Genomic DNA, 21,312 nt, shown 5'->3' on the forward strand with positions numbered 1-21,312 from the left:
TTACCTTCCTCCCGTTGAGTAGAACAATATTTCTTCTTCATTGGTTTCGCATGTCAGCAGTTCTTTGGCAACCATTCCGTCATAAAGTACATACACGCGATCTGTAATACCTATCATTTCCGATAATTCGCAGGAAGCGTAGATAATACATTTCCCCCTCTGCGCAAGCTGGAATATCAATTCAAAGATGTCTTTCTTTGCTCCAACATCGACACCTTTGGTTGGTTCATCGAAGATATACACGTCAGCATCCGTCATGAGCCATTTTCCGATGGCTACCTTTTGCTGATTTCCCCCGGAAAGGTTTTGAACTCTCGTATTCTCGCTCGGGGTCTTGATCCCCAAGTTCTGAATGACTTCCCGAGCTGCATTGTTTTCCTTCTTGAAGTTCAAGAATGTATTCATCGTACAGAAATTTTTCAGGTTGACGGCAGTGATATTGGTAGTAACCGATTCAGTTACCCATACACCTTCTTTGCGCCTCTCTTCGGGAACAAGTGCAATGCCCTGTCTTACCGCTTCGTCCGGACTACGCAGGCGCAGCTTCTTTCCATGCAAGGTTACATCACCGGAGTTCGACTTCCCCATTCCAAACAGCGCTTTGCACAACTCTGTTTTTCCTGCTCCTACCAGGCCTGCTATGCCTATAATTTCGCCTTTTTTGGCATGAATGTGGATGTCCCTGATTTTTTCTCCGTCACTAAAGTTCTTCGTTTCAAATACAGTTTCACCTTTTTGGATGTCTATCTTAGGGAATTGATCTCCCAGCTTTCGGCCTAACATATATTCCACGACTTGATTTTGAGTCATATCCTGAATGCTCTCTTGTACAACAAATTCTCCGTCTCTCATGACGGTGATATCGTCACAAATTTCGAACAGTTCAGGCAGACGATGGGAAATGAAAATCACGCCGACATTTTCCAGTTTGAGATCCCTGACAATACGAAACAACTCTTCAGTCTCCGAATGACTTAAAGGTGCTGTCGGTTCGTCCAGAATAAGAAACCTGCAGGTTTTGGAAATGGCTCTTGCAATCAGCACCATCTGCTTCTCTGCCAGTGTCAGTTCACTGACCAGCTTTTTGGAAGAAACCTTGACATTCATCTTCTCCAGAATTTCTTTCGCGTGTTTATGAATATGCCCCCAAGAGACAATCTGTTTTTTGCCCATATCATTCACGGTATAATCGAGCATAATATTTTCGCCTACCGTTAAATAAGGAACCAGTGCGGTATCAACTTCTTGATAAACGATCTGAATCCCCAGATCCTTCGCATCCTTCGGATTACGAATATGTACCGGTTCATCATCAATATAAATTTCTCCTGTATAATGGCCGTATGCGCCGGACAAAACCTTCATCAGTGTGGATTTCCCAGCACCGTTCGCCCCAATCAATGCATGTGAAGTTCCTGTCGTCGTCAGAAAATCAACATTTTCCAGTGCTTTAACGCCCGGGAATTCAATGGAAATCTTCTTCATTTGCAGCTTTATTTGCTTGGCTTCGCCCATCTCTTCACCTTCTAGAAAGGATTTCATCACAAGTATGGGAAGTGCCGTCATGCAGCACTTCCCCATACCTGTCGCTTTGCTTATTCAGCCCAGACTGTTTTTCCTATTTGGCGTAAGCTTCTTTCAAGCTCTTCATCCAAGGTTCCTCAAAAGCATCGCTTACTCCCCACCCAGGCATTACTTTTGCAAGATTAACCATGTTTACGCTTTCGGCAGAAGTCTTCAGCTTGTCTTGAGTAATCAATGTGGCAGCAAGGTCATAGGTCTGCGGTACTTCTTCACCGGCGATTTTCTTCGCAAGCATACGAACATCAACTTGTCCGATTACTTTTGGATCTACGGCGGCGGTAGATACCCATGGACTCTTGTCTTCCTGCATCATCTGAAGATCTGCGTTGGAAACGTCGATACCATAGATTTTAACTTCATCGCGCCCCGCTTCTTTCACTGCACGCGCTGCACCGATCGCAAAGGCATCCCAAGTCGCGAAAATCGCACTGATTTCACCTTTTTTATGTTTAGTAAGCATGGCCGAAACGGCATTTTGCGTTTGTACGGATGTATCTGCCGACGCGATCCCGAAGCGCTCGATTTCCTGAATTCCTGGGTTCGCAGTCATAAATTCCTTATAAACGGCGTTACGTCGTACCATCGGAGGGAAACCATCTACCCAAAGGTAAATAATTTTGCCCTGGCCTTTAAGCTCATCATTCATTTGAGTCAATGCCAGCTTGGCAAGGTTCTCATCATCCTGGGAGGTAAGAGTCACGCCTTGCACACTCGCGAGGTCCGGGTTGGAGTCAAACGCTACAACCGGAAGCCCTTTAGCCGTAATTTTCTTCACATCTTCAACCGTTGCAGCATCGTCACCATGAGAGATGATAAATCCATCATAATCTTTTTCAAGCGCTTGTGAGATCGCGTCATGGAACTTTGCGGTATCCCCGTTAGCCGAGAATGTATCCACTACAAAACCCATGGATGTCCCTTCCTGCTTGGCACCAGCCAGGAACTGAGCTGTATGGTCATCTCCGCCAATTTTACGAACCACCATGATTTTGACCTGATCGTCTTTGGCAATCTTATCAGGCACGCCTTCCACAACTTTCTTCTCTGGTGCCTTGCTTCCCCCGCTTGAGCATCCCGTTGCAACTACTGCCACTGCGAATAAGCTGATCAGCAGCTTGCTAAAAGTCTTTTTCTTCATGTCCTGCACCCCTTCAAATGATAATCCGCTTACTCTCTATTATAATTTTTAAGAATAGCGCTGAGCTTGTTAGAATTTTAGCACTGTAAAGCCTAAGAGACAATAAAAAATATAGTGCTTTTTATGGTTTGTTATCAGCTTTATATAAAGATTGATTTGACTTAGGTATGTAAATAAAATAAACATTTTAAATTCCATATTCATGAGATTTTATATGCAAAAACACATCCGTCCTTTAAGGGACGAATGTGTTCGTGGTACTACCCTGTATTTCATAGATTCGCCTGTTCATTGCAGCACGAAGCCATTCTGAAATTAAAATAACGGGCTTCTCCCGGCCTAGATTACTCGAATCTGCAGATTCTTTCATCCGGCAGCTCGCAAGTTTGGGAAGCTCATACCGTTCACATAACCTTCAAGCAGAAGGCTGCTTTTCTTGAAGCACAACGGGGGTTCAATGAACTTAGGGTCTTGGTCACAGCTTTTCATGGTGTATAGCAAACTCTCAAGTTTGTTTTTCCATACATTACAGGATGAAGAAGAATAATGTCAAGTATTCAGCACTGTTTAATTATAATTCACTGTAATTTTTGTAAAAGCTGCACTCTGTATGCTTCACTTTCGAGTGATTGGATCTCTTTGTATTCCGCGTCCGTAAGCGCTTTTGGCGTACCGGCAGCTTTGGCAGCGAGATATATTTTCGCGCTCTCTTCAACAACCTCTGTACGGTAATAAGCTTCACGCAGATTTTTCCCTGTCGTTACAAGCCCGTGATTCTCCAGCAAAATCGAATTATGCTGTCCCACTTTGGCAGCTACCGCATCAGCCAGCATATCCGTGGTTGGCAGAACATACGGCACGAAAGTTACTTCGCCCACCAAAGCAGCCTGGTCCGGGAATAACATCGGCAGCTCCTGAGCAACCAGCGTTAATGCAATGCAATATGCAGGATGTGTATGCACAATAGCCTGGATATCCGGATTCTCGCGGTAAGCATACAGATGCATCAGTACCTCCGATGACGGACGGACTTCTGTATCTAATACTTTTCCGGACTCGATCTCCACGCGAATCCATTGATGTGGTTCAATATCCTCCAAGGCAAAACCGCTTGGCGACAGCAGCATTAAATCACCTGCTTTCGCACTGATATTACCTCCAGGACCTACGACAAGACCTTTGGCAACCGTCTTGCGGGCATACAGTGTCAGTTCTTCCCGTACTTTTTGTTCCAGTGATTGAGTCATCTCTCCATACACTCTCCTATCGTCTGTTTGCACGCGGACTCAAATGCCTCCGCTCTTAGTTCTTCATTTTCTGAAGCACAATCCGCTGGTAATACTGCTGGTAACGTTCTTCCCATTGATCCGCATCTTCGGGAACATAAGTTTCAGGAGGGAAGGATTGACGGACAACCTCGCGGATCTCCGCCAAATTCTTCACTTCTCCGTGAGCCTTCGCCTGCATCATCAAATTACCGATGGAGGTTGCCTCTACAGGCCCTGCGATCACGGTTCTACCAGTTACATTCGCGGTCAGCTGGCAAAGCAGGCGGTTCTGGATTCCTCCGCCCACCATGTGAATATGTTCTAAATGCTCCCCTGTCAGCTCTTCGATCTCACTTAATGTCTGTCTGTATTTAAACGCCAGACTCTCAAGGATGCAGCGGATGATTTCCGGACGCGACTGCGGCACCGGCTGCCCACTGGTACGGCAGTATTCCTGAATCCTCTGCGGCATGCCTCCCGGCGGCAAAAATACTGCATCACCCGCATCCACATAGCTTGAATTAACCGGGGCATGCTGCGCCATTTCCGTTAATTCAGCATAACCGAGCTGCGTTCCTTCCATCGCCCAGGTACGTCGGCATTCCTGAAGCAGCCAGAGACCCATGATATTTTTGAGCATTCGGATCTTTCCTTCCGCACCGCCTTCATTGCTGAATAAAAGCTGCCTGCTGCGTTCTGTCAAAATCGGCTCATCCAGCTCAATTCCCATCAGCGACCAGGTACCGCTGCTGATGAAGGCATAACGGCTGTCTGTTGCTGGAATCGAGGCGACGGCAGCAGCCGTATCATGACCGGATGCAGCAATTACAGGCATAGCATCGACTGACAGCTCTCCGCAGATATCTGAACGAAGCGCACCAAGCCGTGTTCCAGGCATGACAATCGGGTTAAACAGCGATTGAGGAAGCGAGAGCGCATCCAGAACCGGCGTGCTCCATTCTCTCTTCATTGAATCGAGCAGCCCGCTTGTACTGGCAATCGTATATTCGCTGGCCATGACGCCAGACAGATAGTAATGGAATAAATCCGGCATAAACAGCATCCGCCGATCACTTGCGTTTTGGTCGAACCGCAGATGCTCTTCGGCAAACAATTGATACACCGTATTTATACTGGAAGATTGAATGCCGGTTCGTGCATACAGTTCAGACTCGCTAATCAGCTTCAGAGCCTCCTGCATTGCTGTTTCACTCCGTAAATCCCGGTAATGGTACGGATTGCCGATCAGACGTCCCTTAGGATCAACCAAACCATAATCCACACCCCAGGTATCAACGGCTATTGAGGCGGGAGTGCGGCCAAGCTGCTGCTTGGCCTTCACAACTCCCTGCTTGAGCTCATGAAACAGTCTTAGGAAATCCCAATGCAGTCTATCGCCCAGCTGAACCGGTTCATTGTCAAAACGGTGAACCTCCTGAATAGACAGCCGCTCCCCGTCAAAATGACCGGTTACCGCTCTGCCGCTGCTTGCTCCGAAATCCACCGCCATCATCTGCAATGATTGTGTACTCACTTCATCACCTCAATTAGCAGGTTTACTTGTACATCGGTCCAAAGTTCTTGCATGCACGGTAATCTGCACCTTCCGGATCATTCGTTCCGAACATTCCCCATGCTCTTGGACGGAAAATTTGTTCATCTTTTACATTGTGCATACTTACCGGAATCCGGAGTATGGAGGCCAGTGTAATCAAGTCCGCGCCGATATGGCCATAGCTGATAGCTCCGTGGTTTGCACCCCAGTTATCCATAACGGAGTATACATCCTTGAAGGATCCTTCTCCCGTCAGATTTGGTGCAAACCAGGTCGTAGGCCATGTTGGATCCGTACGCTTATCAAGCTTATCGTGCACGTCCTCCGGCAGCTCGACAGTGTAGCCTTCAGCAATTTGAAGAACAGGTCCAAGCCCCTTCACGAGATTCAGACGAGACATCGTGACAGGCATGCCGCCACGGGTCAGGAAGTCAGAGGAGAAACCGCCGCCGCGGAAATATTCGACCGCTGCAGGACGCCAGGACGTTGCCTTCAGGCAGTTATTCGCATCCTCCTCGGTAATTTCCCAAAATGGTTTCATCGCAGGCTTGCCATCTATCATTTGCTCACCCGTGCCATCAAGTGCCGCCGGACCGGAGTTGATCAAATGCAGAAGTCCGTTTTCACCCGGACCTGTCAGCTCATGACCTGTTACGCGCTTCACCGCATCCGGACTCCAATAAGTACGAACATCCGCAAAGATTTGGGCTGTATTGGTCAGCAGGTTGCCGAACAGCATCGATACCCCGTTCAAGCTGTCATTTTCCGTTGCTACCAGATAAGGAGCACGGATGCCGTTCCAGTCAAAGGAGGAATTCAGGATAGCTTCATGGAAATCACCGTTCGGAAAATGATCCGTCCATTGGCGTTGTCCCTGGAAGCCGGAAACAATCGCATGATGTCCCATTGCTTCCTCAGCAAAGCCGAGCTCTTCAAGACGCTTGTTCCCCACCATCAAATCACGGACGATTTGCGTCATCTTCACAACCATTTCCCAATCCTTGTCTTTCTTCTCGCGCGAGGTTTGAATGTCTTCCGGATTGTTATCCGGGCCTTCCTTGCAGTTTTCCTTCACCCAAGCCATGGCGATCTTATATTCTTCAGGATCATAGATTTCTTCCTCAACCCGGCGTGTAATTTCCGACATATCCACGTACTCGTTCCGCATGCCCAGATATTCCTGGAAGAAATCCGGATCAATCATGGAACCCGCAATCCCCATAGAAACGGAGCCAATGGCAAGATAGGATTTGCCTTTCATCAGCGCAGCCGCCATACCCGCTCTTGCGAAGCGGAGCAGCTTCTCCTGCACATCCCCAGGAATGGACGGATCATTCAGATCCTGCACATCTCTGCCATAGATGCCGAACGCCGGAAGACCCTTTTGCGCATGAGCCGACAATACAGCAGCCAAATAGACTGCGCCCGGTCTTTCCGTACCGTTGAAGCCCCATACCGCTTTGGGAATAGCCGGGTCCATGTCCATCGTTTCCGTACCATAACACCAACAAGGAGTAACGGTAATCGAAACACCAACTCCGGCTTTAGAGAACTTATCTGCGCAGGCAGCCGCTTCAGCAACACCGCCGATACAAGTATCAGCAATCACGCACTCTACTTTGGATCCATCCGGGTAACGGAGATTCTCGCTCAGAAAAGAAGAAACCGCCTTAGCCAGATTCATTGTCATATCTTCAAGCGATTCACGTACGCCCTTTCTTCTTCCGTCTATGGTCGGGCGGATGCCGATCTTAGGAAAATCCTGCTTCCATCTAGCGTCTTTTGTTGTCATAACTGTTTCTTCCTCCTCATGAATAAGTTGATGGGAATCATGCCCTGTTCAATTAGGGTTATCGATAACCCTAATACTAAAATGAATGCAGCATTCGCTTTGCTTCAGAAAAAATGATCATTAAGATTAGTTCTTTCGTCATATTCACAAAATGAGAGCTGCATGGTTGCTGTAGTCTAATTTGTCTTAACTATTGTATAATGAGGTTATCGATAACTTTAAAATAGCAATGAAAACGGTTGCTGTCAATCCGTATTTTCTTTAGGATTAGAACAATACAGATAGAAGAAGGGGTTATGCATGGTTACCATTTATGATATTGCAGAAAAGGCCAACGTTTCCGCAATGACGGTTTCAAAGGTCATCAACAATACAGGACGAATCAGTGAACAAACACGCAAACGGGTCAAAAAGGTTATGGAAGAGCTTAACTATATCCCCAACTCTAATGCACGCAGTCTGGTGCTCCAGCAAACGCAGATTTTGTCCCTGCTGATTACGGACATTACCAATCCGTTTTATACAAGTCTGGCCCGCGGTGCTGAAGACAGCGCCAAAAAGCTGGGCTACCGCCTGCTGTTCGGCAACAGTGATGAGGATTACGACAAGGAGCAGGATTATGTAGACATGATTCTCTCAACCCGTGTAGACGGCGTACTGTTTGCCCCTGCAGGGGATCATTCCCTGAAACATTTAGAGAAGCTACGTGCCCATAACATTCCTTTTGTGATCATGGACAGGGCAGTACCTGGTATTGAATCCGATATCGTCTCAGGAGACAGCAAGCAAGGTGCACGTAATCTTGTTGATTATCTGATCAGCCTTGGCCACCGCAGAATCGCTCTCGTTAACGGTTCGCTGGATGTATCCACCGCTCGTTTACGTTACCAGGGATATGCCGAAGCACTCCAGCTCCACGGAATCGCTCTGGATGATAGGCTCGTCATTCATAAAAGCTACCGTGAATATAAAGATGAAGACCAGCTCCTGCATTTACTGGAGCAGCCTTCTCCTCCGACTGCCATTTTTGCGGCAAACAACTTTTTGGCTGTTGGGGTCATTAATGCGTTGAGACAACGGGGAATCCGCGTACCTGAAGACATGTCGGTCGTCTGCTTTGATGATCTTGATCTGTCCTCCGCACTTGATCCGTTTCTGACTGTCGCTGCCCAGCCTGCATATCAATTCGGTGCCATGGGGATTCAGCTGCTGGTCGAGCGGATTCAAGGAAGCGCTGTACCTGAAGCCAGAAAAATAATCTTACCTTCCGAACTCATCATTCGTTCTTCAGCCAAGACAATCGGCAAATAATTGGGTACAATATGGAGAATGCTTGTTGAAGAAGGTGACGTACAATTCAAACGAAGAAAATTACCAAAAGTATACTAACACCAGCCAAAATTCTGGTCATCGGCTTTTTTCTGATCATAACGCTCGGAACTTTTCTCTTGTCCTTGCCAATATCCTCTGTAACCGGAGTAAGGATTCCTTTCCTGAACGCCTTATTTACGGCAACCTCGGCCACCTGCGTAACCGGGCTGACCGTTTTGGATATAGGGACAGCATTCTCCGCTTTCGGACAAGTCGTCATTGTAATGCTTGTACAAATTGGCGGAATCGGCTTTATGACCATGGCCACCCTGATTGCCCTGGTACTGAACAAACGGATTTCCTTGCGCGAGAGGCTGATTCTGCAAGAGGCTCTTAATCATGGCACGATCGATGGTGTGGTTCGGCTGGTTAAAAAGGTAATTCTGTATTCCTTGCTGGTCGAGCTTGCCGGAGCGTTACTTCTCGCAGTTCATTTTTTCTTTTCGCTTCATCTATCGTTGGGAAGATCAGCGTATTTCGGCATCTTCCATAGTATCTCCATGTTTAATAATGCCGGGTTCGACCTGATGGGAACCATAAACGGTCCTTTCAGCGGAATGGTGCCTTTTGTACAAGATCCATTCATCAATATTGTCATGATGGGGCTCATTTTTCTGGGGGGAATCGGGTTTATCGTGTTATCGGATCTCATTGACTTTCCGAATACACGTAAACTCTCGCTGCATAGTAAAGTCGTTCTTACGGCAACCCTGCTGCTCATCGTTATTGGCACACTTGTAATATTCGCTATGGAATTTAGCAATCCAAGTACGCTCAAGCCACTGCATGCCGGAGGCAAATTTCTTGCTTCCATGTTCCAGTCGGTAACCACCCGCTCCGGCGGTGTTGCCACTCTGGATATTGGAGCCTTCCGTCAATCGACGCAGTTTATGCTAATTCTGCTGATGTTTACGGGGGCTGCTCCGGGTTCAACCGGCGGCGGGATTAAAATCACGACCTTTGTGCTCCTGTTGGGTGCGGTATACGCCATGATCCGGGGACGTGAAGACGTAGTCCTGTTCCGGAAAAGAATTGCCAAGGATGTCGTCTACAAAGCCATCACGCTGACGCTCCTGTCCTTACTGCTGATTATTTTGTTCTCTATGCTTTTGTCCATTACAGAGCATCAGGATTTTATGACCATTCTGTTCGAATCCACCTCAGCCTTCGGAACAACCGGTCTTTCCATGGGGATGACAACGCATTTGTCCGCCCTCGGCAAGGTTTGGATTATATGTCTGATGTTCTTTGGCCGGATTGGCCCGCTGACACTGGTATATGCCCTCTCCCGCGATCGGAAGAAGGACCTATACAATTATCCCGAAGGCCGGATTATTATCGGATAGTCAAAACCAACAATTATGAAAAGAGTCCCTCTTGACCGATTATTCGGTAGACGGACTCTTTGTCTTTTCTGGTTGACCATGCCCTTCATCCCCGCTGCTTTTTTGCTTTTTATTTTTCAAAGCACCTATTACCAGGAGCAGAACAGGAAACAGAAAACTTGGAAAGAATGCGAAGATCGGATATACATAGCCCAGATAATACTCAAGTTCGGCCGGGTTGTTTACAATCCATTTCGACATAGGCAGGGTCAAAAACAGAAAAGGTATGATCGCATATTTATAAGAAGTAAGCTTAAATAGCTGAACTGCTGAGATCGTGACCGCGTAAAAGCTGAGTGTTATTTTAACAAAAGTCGTGCTGATCCAAATGATTCCTACTAAGGCTTCTACGCGTTCAAAGATCCGTTCGATTCTAATTTCTTTGGCTAAATCGTATACAACATAAGGAGCTCGTATGGTCTCCTCGATTCCGAGAACCGATATCGTATACAAGGCGATGATTACTAGGGTAAAGGGCGCAGCGGCTGAAGTGATATAAAAGTATTTTTTTGTTTTTTTCTTGTCCACAATAAAACGCACCAGCATCAAGACCACGACCACATCCATGGTTGGGAATCCAATAATTGAGTAGAGGCCTTTAATCGAAGGCATAATCCCATCCGGAAAAATCGGCAATAGGTTGTCGACATCAATTTTCGGAACAAGCATCATTGAAGATACTATAAAAACAAACACAGCTATAGGAAGCAGTATTTCGGTTGCTCTGCCGATCACGCCCAGTCCCAAAAATACACCATACACCACTGGAATCATAAACACCAAACCGATGATATCAAGCGGAGATCTGGGGAGGATAACGGATCCAAGAAACCCGCTTATCACACGCAGAATGTAAGCAACAAGAATAATAAAAAAGAGTAAATAAATGAAACCGAGCACCCACCCGGCCCCTTTTCCAAGGATACGCTGGCTGTATTCTATAATGGTCTCATCGGGGTATGTGAATGACAGTTTCATATAAAGCCATCCAAAACCCAGCTGAACGAAGATAGACAGAACCATGGTGAACCATTCATCTGATCTTGCAATGTTTGCTATCGTATGCGGTTGGACGATCGCTGCTTCCCCCAAAATATACATGTACATAAGGATCGCAAACTGAGCGGACGTAATTTTTGCTTTATCCATTTTCTGTCCCTTCCATGAGCCATTTTGCTACCGGTTTATATAGAGGCTCCAGCATCCCGTCTATCAAATGCGTCAATGTTGGAATAGGCGCATCAAACAGCAGGAGCAAGTATAGTGCTACACCTGCAGCAAGGATTAGTGTGGCAAAGATAAAATCCTGGGACTTACCGTTCCGCCGCAAATAATTTCCCTGAATGATCCCTGTCAGCAAGGCCGAAATCACAATGCCAATCCATGAACTCACTTCGGCCACCTCCAGTCGCACGGCATGTTCCCTGTTTTTATTTCTCACCAATATAGGATCTGGTCCGAATACCTGTTCCGACGATGGTAATGCTCACATCTACCCGTGTAGGTATATCTTGAAAGATCGAATCCCAGTCATCTTTGTTCTTCTTCCAGTATTTAGGATTTGCTTGATACACGTGTTTCGCATAAGCGGCTGGATCGCTTTTCATTTCTTGAAGCTTCGACATGCTTTTGAGAATAAGTTTGCGTTGAATTTTCTCCGCTTCTTTTTCCAGCCAGTGGATTTGATCGTTATCCTGTAATTGAACGTTGGCGCTCTTGTTGTCCAGGACAAAAGTTTTATGTTCCACTTTAATCACGATGACAGGCTTATGATTGTGGAAAACGGCTTTCACTTTGGTCTGATTGTGTATTGGCGCTATGTAAACTTTTTGGTTTTCGCCTACCGGGATGCTAATAATCATCCGCTCCAGCTTGTTTTTTACGATGGTTAGTCCCTTCGAATCTTCCTTACCTAAAAAGCCAATCAATTTGCCATTCTTAAAAATGGACATGGAATCCATCCGGAGAAAGTTTTCAGGCTCGATTTGCTCCGTGTTTGATTTTTTTTGTGCTTCATTTGCGTCCCCGATCAGCTCAATACTTGGAATAGCCGGGTCTTCTTTATCACTTTGAATGGACTGAATAAACTCTCTGACCGTAACCGGATATATGGCGCCCACTCTTTGATGATAGGTTTTAATCATGCTGTAAATTTGCTGAACGGGTATTTTCTCCATGGAAGTTATCGTTTTTAAAATATCTTCCGCTTTACCATTCTTAGCAACCAGCATATCGAAATCCGTCCGAATTTCCGGATCACGGTCAACCATATCGAACATATCCTTAATGCCTTTACGTGCCAGTCCCTCACCGATAATCATGACCTGATTATGTGAAAAATAGAACCTCCTTGATGTAAGAGCCGACATATTCTGGAATGTATCAATTAGCGATAAACCCGTCCCTATATAGTTAGTCACAGGTATGCCTTCCTTACCTCCGCCGCTTTGGGAATCGGAAACCTGATTAGGAACGACTACCTGGAGGGTCACGCGGATATTCTTCTCATTCTTTGGATCCTCATCGATGCCTATGGCAACGACAATAGATAGATCGTCCAGATATTTGCTGTCCCAGCAACCGCCCAGTGGCAGCAGCATGATAATAGAAGCCATGACTAGACATAAACGCTGCAGCATAGTGAAGGTCACTCCTTTGGTTGCTCGGATGGTCCAGAGTCCCTCTTATTGTGTTCAACAGTCGAATCAGAAGGCTGACCCTTGGGAGAGGATACATCTGCGGTATTCTCCGTCATTGTCTCACGATGCAGCACGTCGTTATCTTTACGGAATCGGACTGGGTTATTTTTACTGAGCATTTTAGGTCTGGTTTTCATTAAATTCATGGGAACACGAATAAATGTATCCTTCATGTCTGAGAGAATCGAAGGTCCATATGGAGCCATGTATGGCACGTTCACGGATTTTAGACTGCATAAATGCAGCAGCATAATCAGCAGTAAACAAGCCATGCCAAAAATACCCATGAAAGATGAAGCAAATAAAAACAGGAACCGCAGAATTCTTGCTGTGATTCCGATGTTATATGCAGGTGATACGAAGCTGGCAATCGCTGTCAGGGAGACAACAATAACGACCGCAGGGGATACAATCCCTGCCTCAACAGCGGCTTGACCGAGTACCAGACCACCAACGATGGAGATCGTATTACCGACGGTTCTTGGCATCCGCACTCCCGCTTCACGGAGAATTTCGAACACCATCTCCATAATAACGGCCTCTACAAATGCGGGGAATGGAACCCCCTCCCTCTGTACAGCCAGCTTAATCAACCATGGGGTCGGGATCATCTCCTGATGGAATGTAATGATCGCCACATATAAAGATGGCAGGAGAAGTCCGATGAAAAAAGAAATGAAACGGAGCACCCGGATCAGGCTTCCGACATCAAACCGGTTATAGTAATCCTCTGCAGATTGAAAAAACATATTAAATGTGCTCGGTACAACCAGTGCAAAAGGCGTGCCGTCCACCATAATCGCAACCCGGCCCTCCAGTAAATTCGCAGCAATCACATCAGGGCGTTCGCTATGATATACCGTAGGAAAGACGGTGAAATTCGTGTCCTCAATCAGTTCTTCGATATAGCCGGATTCAAGGATGCCATCGATATGAATGTTGGACAGACGCTTCCGGACCTCTGTTACAATCTCCTCGGAAACGATGCCCTGAATATACATGATGCCAATTTCTGTTTTCGTCACTTCACCGATTTGCATCTCCTCAAGCCACAGTTTGGGGCTCTTGATCTTCCGGCGCAGCAGGGATGTATTGGTTCGGATCGATTCCGTAAAACCTTCTCTTGGTCCGCGGATGACCGTCTGGGAGGTAGGTTCGGTTACGGAGCGCTTTTCGCCGCCCCGGGTACCCGCGATAATGACCTCTTCACTTCCATTCAAAAAAAGAATCGTATCGCCTGAGAGAAGCTGCGCATAGATTTTTTCCCAATCAGAGCTTTTCGTGATCTCGCCAACAGAAAATGCCCTTAGCTTAAAATCCTTGATAAGCTCATCAATGCCTGGCTCTTCCTCAGACCTGGTCAGCATGCTGGTCTCATCCAGTACCGTTTGAATCGTGAACTCTGATACTGAGGTTGTATCCACCAGTCCATCTATATAAACAAAGGCCATTTGAAGCCTTAGATGCTCTTCTTCCACTTCCCGGATAATCAGATCCTCGCTATTCCCCATATCGTCCTTGATTTTTTGCAGGTTTTCCTTCAATTCCGGCGAGAGGGGGATGTTTTGCTGAGTTTCTGGGCGCTCCTCTTTCGATCGTTTGTTTTGCTGCCGTAACTTCCTGGACATATGCCTCCCCCCTGTTGTTCGATGAACTTATTATTTCCATATATGGACAATTTCATCCAGATAAGCGGACGACAAAAAAGGACAGAAAGCATACGCTTCCTGTCCTTGCTGCTTAGAAAATAATGGGGGTCGTTTTGATTTATTCCTTCCACAGCTTGGTAAACAAGCCCGGCTTTCGTCCGACGAGACCTTTTTCCAGGGCATAACGTGTAAGTTGAACCCGATTCTCAAGATGCAGCTTTTGCAGAATGTTCTTGAGATGATTTTTTACCGTCTGATCTGAAATATGCAGCTCTGCAGCAATCTCTTTATTGGTCAATCCTGAAGCAACCCAATTCAAAATTTCCCGCTCCCTGTTGGTCAGTGTCTCATGATGCTCCGGACTTTTCACCACCAGTGGAAATTCTCTTAGAATTTGCGTGGCCAGCTCCCGGCTGAGCGGCGCTTCGTCACTCATAATGGCACGCAAATACTCGATCCAGGTTGAAGGAGATAAATTTTTAAGCAAATATCCCTGCGCCCCCTGTTTTAGAGCCTCAAATAGATGTGATGCATCATCTGAGACGGTGATAATGACAATCTTGACGTACGGATACTGCAGTTTGATCTGACGGGTCGCCTCCAGCCCGCCAATTCCCTGCATCTGGATATCCATTAGGATTAGATCCGGCATAAGGCTTTCCGTCAGGGAAATCGCCTCTTCTCCGCTTTGGGCCAGCCCGATGATCTCAAACGAGGCATCAGCGGCCAGGATCTCATGTACAGCTTCACGAGCATGTGCCGAATCATCTGCGATCAATACCCGAAAATTATTCACGATATATCAGCCCCTTTTCGAATTTCAACTCTGCTTCCCCGCTGCAAGGAGATAAAATTAACCTGCCAATGCAGCTCCCCTGCCCGTTCTTTCATAATCCGGAGACCGTATCTGTCCTTCATCTGAAAAGGATCAAGCTCTGTGCCTCTTCCGTTATCATCAATCCGTACGGTCCAAGCGAATTCATCTCCACTGCCGGTCACCGAGACTTGTTCTGCGTGGGCATGCTTTTGAATATTGAGCAGCGCTTCGCGGATGCATGCGAGCAGCTCCACCTTTTCCTTGGCGTTAAAAGATTCGTCAGGAATGGACCATATGATGACCGGATGAAGGAACGCTTCCTTTGCCGTATGCTCAATCCTCGATTTTAGAGAATCCTCATACAGCTTCTCATCTGTTTGCGCCGGGAACCGCAGATTCGCAATAGCCTGTCTTGCATACCTGTTGACCTCATGGACCAGCTTCCGCATCTCCTTAAAGTCTGATTGCTCCTGCGCACCCTTCTGGCGAATTTCTGCACGGTCCATCTTAACCGAAAGAAGAAACAGCGACTGTGCAATGCCATCATGCAGCTCTCGAGCCAGCAAGTCCCTGGCGGCTAATGCCGCGTTCTCGGCCCGTTCTTTATTCAGCTCCTCCTGTACCTGCTCCAGTCTGCTAAACAACTGGCTTAACAGCGTCATACTGATCAGAAATACGAACACCGGCGTCAAAAAATTCCCTGCTTCCATCGATATATATGGCATGAGCAGCGTATGCCGCAAATATTCCCATAACCCTACCGTCAAGGTGGGAACAAATAATATCATCCATTTAATTTGCTTATATGACATGGCTTCCTCCCGAAAAAAATGGCCTTAAGTTCCAGAATATTGTAGCATGAAGCGGAGAAAAATGCCTGCCTTGATGCGGCGGATGTATGTTTACGCAGGGCATGTCGCATACTACCAACGGACTTTACGGACGGACCTATGTATATCACTTCATCAAGGAGGGATCGGAACCAATGCATATTTACATACGTCGTTCCCTGCTGACCGCATGTGCTGCCATCCTGGCTATGGAGATCCTCTCCCCCGCTGCCGCTGCAGCTCCTTCCGGGAATAAAGGGCGGGAATATTATGAGCAGCGCGGGGATGTAATTTGGGAGATACCGAATAAAGAAAAGGTTATTGCGCTTACGTTTGATGATGGACCAGACCCGGATGAAACCACGCATATTCTGGATTTGCTTAAAAAATATGATGCAAAAGCAACCTTTTTCGTTGTCGGAAAACAGGTGGAGAAAAATCCGGAGCTTGCGCGCAGAGAGGTAGCCGAAGGACATGAGCTGGGAAATCATACCTATGATCATGCCTACTTCAACCGCAGAAGCTCCGTAGAAAGCATCTCCAGCCAGCTTAGCCGGACGCAGGATGCCATTTTCAAAGCAACGGGAAAAAGGTCTTATCTGTTCCGTCCGCCGGGTGGTTACTACAGCGATCGGATGATAGAGACCTGCAAAAAGGAAGGATATTTGGTGGTCATGTGGTCCTGGCATCAGGATACCTGGGACTGGAACCGGCCTGGCGTCCGGAAAATTGTCAATAAAGTACTAGGTAATGCACGGAATGGCGATATCGTTCTGATGCATGATCATGTTGAAGGAAAATCCCAAACCATTGATGCCTTAAAAGAAATATTGCCGGAGCTGAAAAAAAGAGGCTACCGTTTTGTCACTGTTTCCGAGCTGGCCCGGTACAATATCCCTTGAGCTAATTCCTTCACATTGTCGGAAAGTGTGAATACAGCAATTAGTGTGAACAGCAGTACATATCCTGCCATCCACAGATAGGTATGTGAAAATCCGATATTATCATACAGTCTTCCGGCAATCGGGGACATGACCGAACCCCCGAGAGCGCCGGTAAACTGATAGCCGACTAGATACATGGTGGATGAAACCCGCAAATCGAAGTGCATCCGGATGTATTTGAAAATGGAAATCAGCATCACGGGGAGCTCAAAAGCCTGAATCAGCTTGGTAGCTCCGACCTCCAGCGGCCCATCAACAATCCCTGATACAAAGATGCGGATGAACATGAGCATCCCTCCAAGCAGCAGGCCCCTTTTGGGGCCTATTTTGTTGATCAGGGCAGGTGCAAGAAACATACATAGCGCTTCCGCAAATACCTGCACACTGTTTAAATAGCCATACATACGGTTCCCGGTTCCACTGGATTCAAACAAAGAGGAAAAATAGACCGGAAACTGCTGATCATATACCGGAACCAGACACATCACACCGACGATGTACATAACGAATGCCCAGAACTTCGGATTCTGAGCCAAGCGCTTTATATCGGTAAATCGGATCGGTTCGGAGGATTTGGCTGATGCTTCATTTCCTTCTTCTGTATCTGTAGCAATCGGAAGTTTAGTCCTGAACAGTAAAAAGGCAAGTATGGTGGCCGTGCAAGTGCATATCCAAAAATTCCAATTGGGATTGAGATTGAAGGTCTGGCCAGCAAAAAACGTAGCGACCGCCCAGCCCAGCGATCCGAACATTCTTGCCTTGCCGTATTCAAAGGCTCTTAGCCTGCTGATCTTCTCGATAAAGGATTCCATCGCCGCATTACCCGAGCTGAAGGTGGCTCCCATGTAGATGCTGCCTGCCAAAGCGCCCAGCCATATATTGCTGTGAAGCAGCGGACCGTAAACAAATTGAAAATAAGGCCCGGCAAGCACGAGCAGTCCGATGATGATCGCTAACAGATGCTTTCGCAGACCTATTTTATCCGAAATATAGCCATACAGCAGGTGGAAGCACAACGTCCCGAGCGAATTGATCGCAAATACGATCCCTTTTTCCGTGCCATCGAGCCCCACGGCCTGTCCCAGCCATATACCGAATAAGGACATGACCGACGAAAAGCCGAAATAATGAACAAAGAAGAAAAGACAGAATCCCCAGTATGACCGGTTCCATTTCATAGGTCCGCACCCCGTTCATATCGAATGTTGCTCCTATTATAATGGCGAGGGGAATATTTGGATACAGATTTTATGGAGTCGGCCAAACCAGCTACTTACATTCTATACGCTTTCACATCGGGATCCGTCCGGTCTAAAATAGAAAAAATCTGCAGAACACGATCATGTTATGATAAAGTTGTGAAAAATATCGTTTTGTTCGAGTCTCAGCCATATAGTAATAACAGGGCAATTGGGATTAATTAATGGAACCCACAATTATTGAGGAGGTACATGTTATGAGTTCAGATTTACGTTACCCGATCGGAGAATTTACAGCATTTGAAACCATCAGCCCGGCCGACCGCAGCTATTGGATTGATCAGCTTCGTGCGCTTCCATCTCAAGTCAGAGAAGCCGTTAACAGCTTAAATGATGAACAACTGGACACTCCTTACCGCCCGGATGGCTGGACAGTGCGTCAAGTCGTGCATCATCTTGCGGACAGCCATATGAATTCACTACTGCGGATCAAGCTGGCACTGACCGAAGATGAACCTGTGATCAAGCCTTATGAAGAAGCATTATGGGCTAACCTAGCCGATTCAACTGCCCCTGCACCGGAGGTTTCGCTTAAAATGCTGGACGGTATCCATGCGCGTATGGTGCTTCTGTTTAGACATATGAAGGAAAAGGATTGGCAGCGGAGCTATGTGCATCCGGTGAATGGCAAAACCAGCCTTGACCGTCATCTTGGACTTTATGCCTGGCATGGACGCCATCATCTCGCACATATCACCTCGCTTAGCCGCCGGATGGATTGGTAATCGTTTCGCTCCTGCCTAAAGATGGTTAACTTGTGGGTAACCGGGGGAATTGCAGCTTATGGGTATGTTCCCTTCTCCCCCAAGAAATACTAACAAAAACCGTTTCGCAAGTGAGGTAGGAGACCCCATGAAAAATATTGCACTCATTTTTGGCAGAGACATGCGTAACATTGTAACCAACTGGGCGGCGCTGGTCATCATCCTTGGACTGGTCATGCTGCCTTCTTTGTATGCCTGGTTTAATATCAAGGCTTCCTGGGATCCCTATGGCAATACGGGCGATATAGCTATCGCTGTAGCCAACAATGATAAGGGAACAACGCTGAAAGGCAAGGCTATCAACCTCGGCAATGAGGTGATCGATTCCCTGAAAGACAACCATAAGCTCGGATGGCGTTTTGTCAGCGAGGAGGATGCCATGAGAGGGGTGCGTCACGGGGATTATTACGCCAGTATCGTCATCCCTGAAAGCTTTTCGGCAACCATTGCCACCGTTCTTTCAGACAATCCCTCCAAAGCTGAAATTTTGTATTATGTAAATGAAAAGGTGAACGCGGTCTCCCCCAAGATTACTTCTTCGGGAGCAAGCGGTATTATTCAGGAAGTCAGCAAGAACTTTGTGAAAACCGCGAACGGTACCATTTTCAAAATTTTCAACGATCTTGGCATCGAGCTGCAGGAGCAGCTGCCGACCATTGAAAAGGTCCGCTCGCTTGTGTTCAAGCTGGAGAAGAATTTTCCGGAGATCAACAATGCTGTCAATGTAGCCATGGATGATATACATAAGACGGATCAGCTTGTTGGTCAAGCACAGAAGAATCTTCCCCTCGTGACCGATATCGCCAAGAATGGTCAGGAATTTGCCGGTGGACTCGATACTTTTTTGTCCAGTGCCTCCGATGCAGCCAAAGACATCGGTCCGAATGTAAAGCAGGATCTTCTGCTGCTTCAGCAGACCGCCCTCGCGGCACAGCAGCTTACCTCTGTTTTGAAGGACCCCAATGTGGATCCCTCGGTGGTCACGGATACATTGGATCATGTTTCATCCAGGCTCGAACTCGGATTGAAGGTTCAAACTCAGCTCATCAACTGGTTTGACCAGCTGAACAAGGTTTCGGGGAACCGGATCGGTTTTGTCAGCTCCAAGCTGAAGCAGGTACAGGATAAAATGAAACAGCAGCAAACACTCGTCAGCAGCATCAGCAGCGCCGTTAAAAAGGGCGAGAAGCCCGCTTCCGATTTGGTTGACCGCCTAAATCAGGTTTCCGGAGACACCTCGCAGATCCTGGGCGATATCTTAAGCCGGTATGACAGCGAGATTCAGCCAGCTATTCTAAGCGGGCTCAGCAAAGCCCAGCAAACTGCCGAGAAAACGCGTACCGTTCTGAATAATGCTCTGAAAAGCGTGCCGGATGTGAAGAAAATTTTGAATGATGCCTCCAAAGGACTAACTGTCGGCACACAAGGTATAAGCGAGATTAAAAAAGAACTGCCTGCGGTCGAAGCCAAGGTCTCCGAGCTGGCCCAAAGGATGCGTGAATTCGAATCTGAAGGGAGTTTACAGGAAGTTATCGACCTACTTAAAAACAACTTCCAGCTGGAAAGTCAATTTTTTGCCGAACCTGTTGTTCTGAAGGAAAATCAGCTTTACCCGATACCGAATTACGGTTCAGCCATGTCGCCCTTTTTCTCCACATTGGCGTTATGGGTTGGAGCTACCCTATTAGTATCGCTGGTTACAACGGAAGTGCTCGGTGATCATTCCTATAAGAGCTACGAAGTCTATTTCGGCAGATTTTTAACTTTTCTGACCCTTGCTCTGCTGCAATCGGTCTGCGTAACGACTGGAGATATGTTTATTCTTGGAACCTATGTCGTCGATAAGCCCTGGTTTGTTGTCTTTGGTCTGGTGAACAGCGCTGTGTTTATGCTGATTGTCTACACTTTGGTATCCGTATTCGGAAACGTTGGGAAGGCATTGGCCATCGTTATGCTGGTGCTGCAGCTCGCAGGCTCCGGTGGCACATTTCCTATTCAGACAACACCCGCCTTTTTTAGAGCGATCCATCCCTTTCTCCCGTTTACGTACGGTATTAGCATGATGCGCGAATCCGTTGGAGGAATCATTTGGAGTATCGTCAGAAATGATCTTCTCATCATGTGCATTTATGCGGGAATCACCTTAATTATCGGTCTCGCACTAAAAGGAATTATTAACCAGCTTGCAGCAGGCCTGGTCAAAAAGGCCAAGGAAAGCAAGCTGATCCATTGAACGAAAAAGACGCATTCTTGTTGA

General features: G+C 47.0%; 17 protein-coding genes. 5 read left to right on the top strand and 12 right to left on the bottom strand.

The genetic code is table 11. The annotated features are described in order from the left end of the window. The 5 genes from KJS65_RS10970 to KJS65_RS10990 form a co-directional block, all read right to left on the bottom strand. Positions 1-1,515, bottom strand: coding sequence for a sugar ABC transporter ATP-binding protein (locus KJS65_RS10970; RefSeq protein WP_213650759.1), 1,515 nt, complete (start codon positions 1,513-1,515; stop codon positions 1-3). Positions 1,516-1,618: 103 nt separating this feature from the next. Next, the gene (locus tag KJS65_RS10975) at positions 1,619-2,722 is read right to left on the bottom strand and encodes a sugar ABC transporter substrate-binding protein (RefSeq protein WP_213649850.1); all 1,104 of its coding nucleotides are present in this window, start codon (positions 2,720-2,722) and stop codon (positions 1,619-1,621) included. Positions 2,723-3,300: 578 nt separating this feature from the next. Next, positions 3,301-3,969, bottom strand: a complete 669-nt coding sequence (locus KJS65_RS10980; RefSeq protein WP_213649851.1) for a class II aldolase/adducin family protein — start codon at positions 3,967-3,969, stop codon at positions 3,301-3,303. A 55-nt stretch (positions 3,970-4,024) separates the two neighbouring features. Continuing rightward, a complete protein-coding gene (locus tag KJS65_RS10985) occupies positions 4,025-5,524 on the bottom strand; it encodes a rhamnulokinase (RefSeq protein ID WP_244864481.1) in 1,500 nt (499 codons plus the stop codon). Between the two features lie 22 nt (positions 5,525-5,546). Continuing rightward, positions 5,547-7,337, bottom strand: a complete 1,791-nt coding sequence (locus KJS65_RS10990) for an L-fucose isomerase (RefSeq protein ID WP_213649852.1) — start codon at positions 7,335-7,337, stop codon at positions 5,547-5,549. A 300-nt stretch (positions 7,338-7,637) separates the two neighbouring features. Between KJS65_RS10990 and KJS65_RS10995 the strand changes: the two genes are divergently transcribed. Both KJS65_RS10995 and KJS65_RS11000 read left to right on the top strand, forming a co-directional pair. Further along, a complete protein-coding gene (locus tag KJS65_RS10995) occupies positions 7,638-8,648 on the top strand; it encodes a LacI family DNA-binding transcriptional regulator (RefSeq protein ID WP_213649853.1) in 1,011 nt (336 codons plus the stop codon). A gap of 44 nt (positions 8,649-8,692) precedes the next feature. After that, positions 8,693-10,054 carry a TrkH family potassium uptake protein gene (locus KJS65_RS11000; protein WP_213650761.1) on the top strand — a complete coding sequence of 454 codons (1,362 nt, stop codon included), beginning with the start codon at positions 8,693-8,695 and terminating at the stop codon, positions 10,052-10,054. Between the two features lie 39 nt (positions 10,055-10,093). On the opposite strand, the gene KJS65_RS11005 is transcribed toward KJS65_RS11000, so the two are convergent. The 6 genes from KJS65_RS11005 to KJS65_RS11030 form a co-directional block, all read right to left on the bottom strand. Further along, positions 10,094-11,242 carry a GerAB/ArcD/ProY family transporter gene (locus KJS65_RS11005; protein WP_213649854.1) on the bottom strand — a complete coding sequence of 383 codons (1,149 nt, stop codon included), beginning with the start codon at positions 11,240-11,242 and terminating at the stop codon, positions 10,094-10,096. Further along, a complete protein-coding gene (locus KJS65_RS11010; protein WP_213649855.1) occupies positions 11,235-11,486 on the bottom strand; it encodes a hypothetical protein in 252 nt (83 codons plus the stop codon). Before KJS65_RS11010 ends, KJS65_RS11005 begins: the two co-directional genes overlap by 8 nt. Positions 11,487-11,523: 37 nt before the next feature. Further along, positions 11,524-12,732, bottom strand: a complete 1,209-nt coding sequence (locus KJS65_RS11015; RefSeq protein WP_213649856.1) for a Ger(x)C family spore germination protein — start codon at positions 12,730-12,732, stop codon at positions 11,524-11,526. A gap of 8 nt (positions 12,733-12,740) precedes the next feature. Continuing rightward, positions 12,741-14,420, bottom strand: coding sequence for a spore germination protein (locus KJS65_RS11020; RefSeq protein ID WP_213649857.1), 1,680 nt, complete (start codon positions 14,418-14,420; stop codon positions 12,741-12,743). Between the two features lie 139 nt (positions 14,421-14,559). Continuing rightward, positions 14,560-15,237: a response regulator gene (locus KJS65_RS11025; RefSeq protein ID WP_213649858.1), complete on the bottom strand. Its 678-nt coding sequence runs from the start codon at positions 15,235-15,237 to the stop codon at positions 14,560-14,562. After that, positions 15,234-16,070 carry a sensor histidine kinase gene (locus tag KJS65_RS11030; protein ID WP_213649859.1) on the bottom strand — a complete coding sequence of 279 codons (837 nt, stop codon included), beginning with the start codon at positions 16,068-16,070 and terminating at the stop codon, positions 15,234-15,236. The genes KJS65_RS11025 and KJS65_RS11030 overlap by 4 nt, the downstream gene beginning before the upstream one ends. A 173-nt stretch (positions 16,071-16,243) precedes the next feature. Between KJS65_RS11030 and KJS65_RS11035 the strand changes: the two genes are divergently transcribed. Next, entirely contained in the window at positions 16,244-16,990 is a 747-nt protein-coding gene (locus KJS65_RS11035) for a polysaccharide deacetylase family protein (RefSeq protein WP_213649860.1), read from the top strand. On the opposite strand, the gene KJS65_RS11040 is transcribed toward KJS65_RS11035, so the two are convergent. Further along, positions 16,942-18,210: an MFS transporter gene (locus KJS65_RS11040; RefSeq protein WP_213649861.1), complete on the bottom strand. Its 1,269-nt coding sequence runs from the start codon at positions 18,208-18,210 to the stop codon at positions 16,942-16,944. The two genes, KJS65_RS11035 and KJS65_RS11040, sit on opposite strands and share 49 nt — an antisense overlap. Before the next feature lie 278 nt (positions 18,211-18,488). Here KJS65_RS11040 and KJS65_RS11045 point away from each other — a divergent pair, with 278 nt between their 5' ends. Beyond that, positions 18,489-19,016 carry a YfiT family bacillithiol transferase gene (locus KJS65_RS11045; RefSeq protein ID WP_213649862.1) on the top strand — a complete coding sequence of 176 codons (528 nt, stop codon included), beginning with the start codon at positions 18,489-18,491 and terminating at the stop codon, positions 19,014-19,016. Between the two features lie 127 nt (positions 19,017-19,143). Beyond that, complete coding sequence (locus tag KJS65_RS11050; protein ID WP_213649863.1) at positions 19,144-21,288, top strand: YhgE/Pip domain-containing protein; 2,145 nt, start codon at positions 19,144-19,146, stop codon at positions 21,286-21,288. The last annotated feature ends 24 nt before the right edge of the window (positions 21,289-21,312 follow it).

This window comes from Paenibacillus sp. J23TS9 (assembly GCF_018403225.1).
GTDB lineage: Bacteria > Bacillota > Bacilli > Paenibacillales > Paenibacillaceae > Paenibacillus_AQ.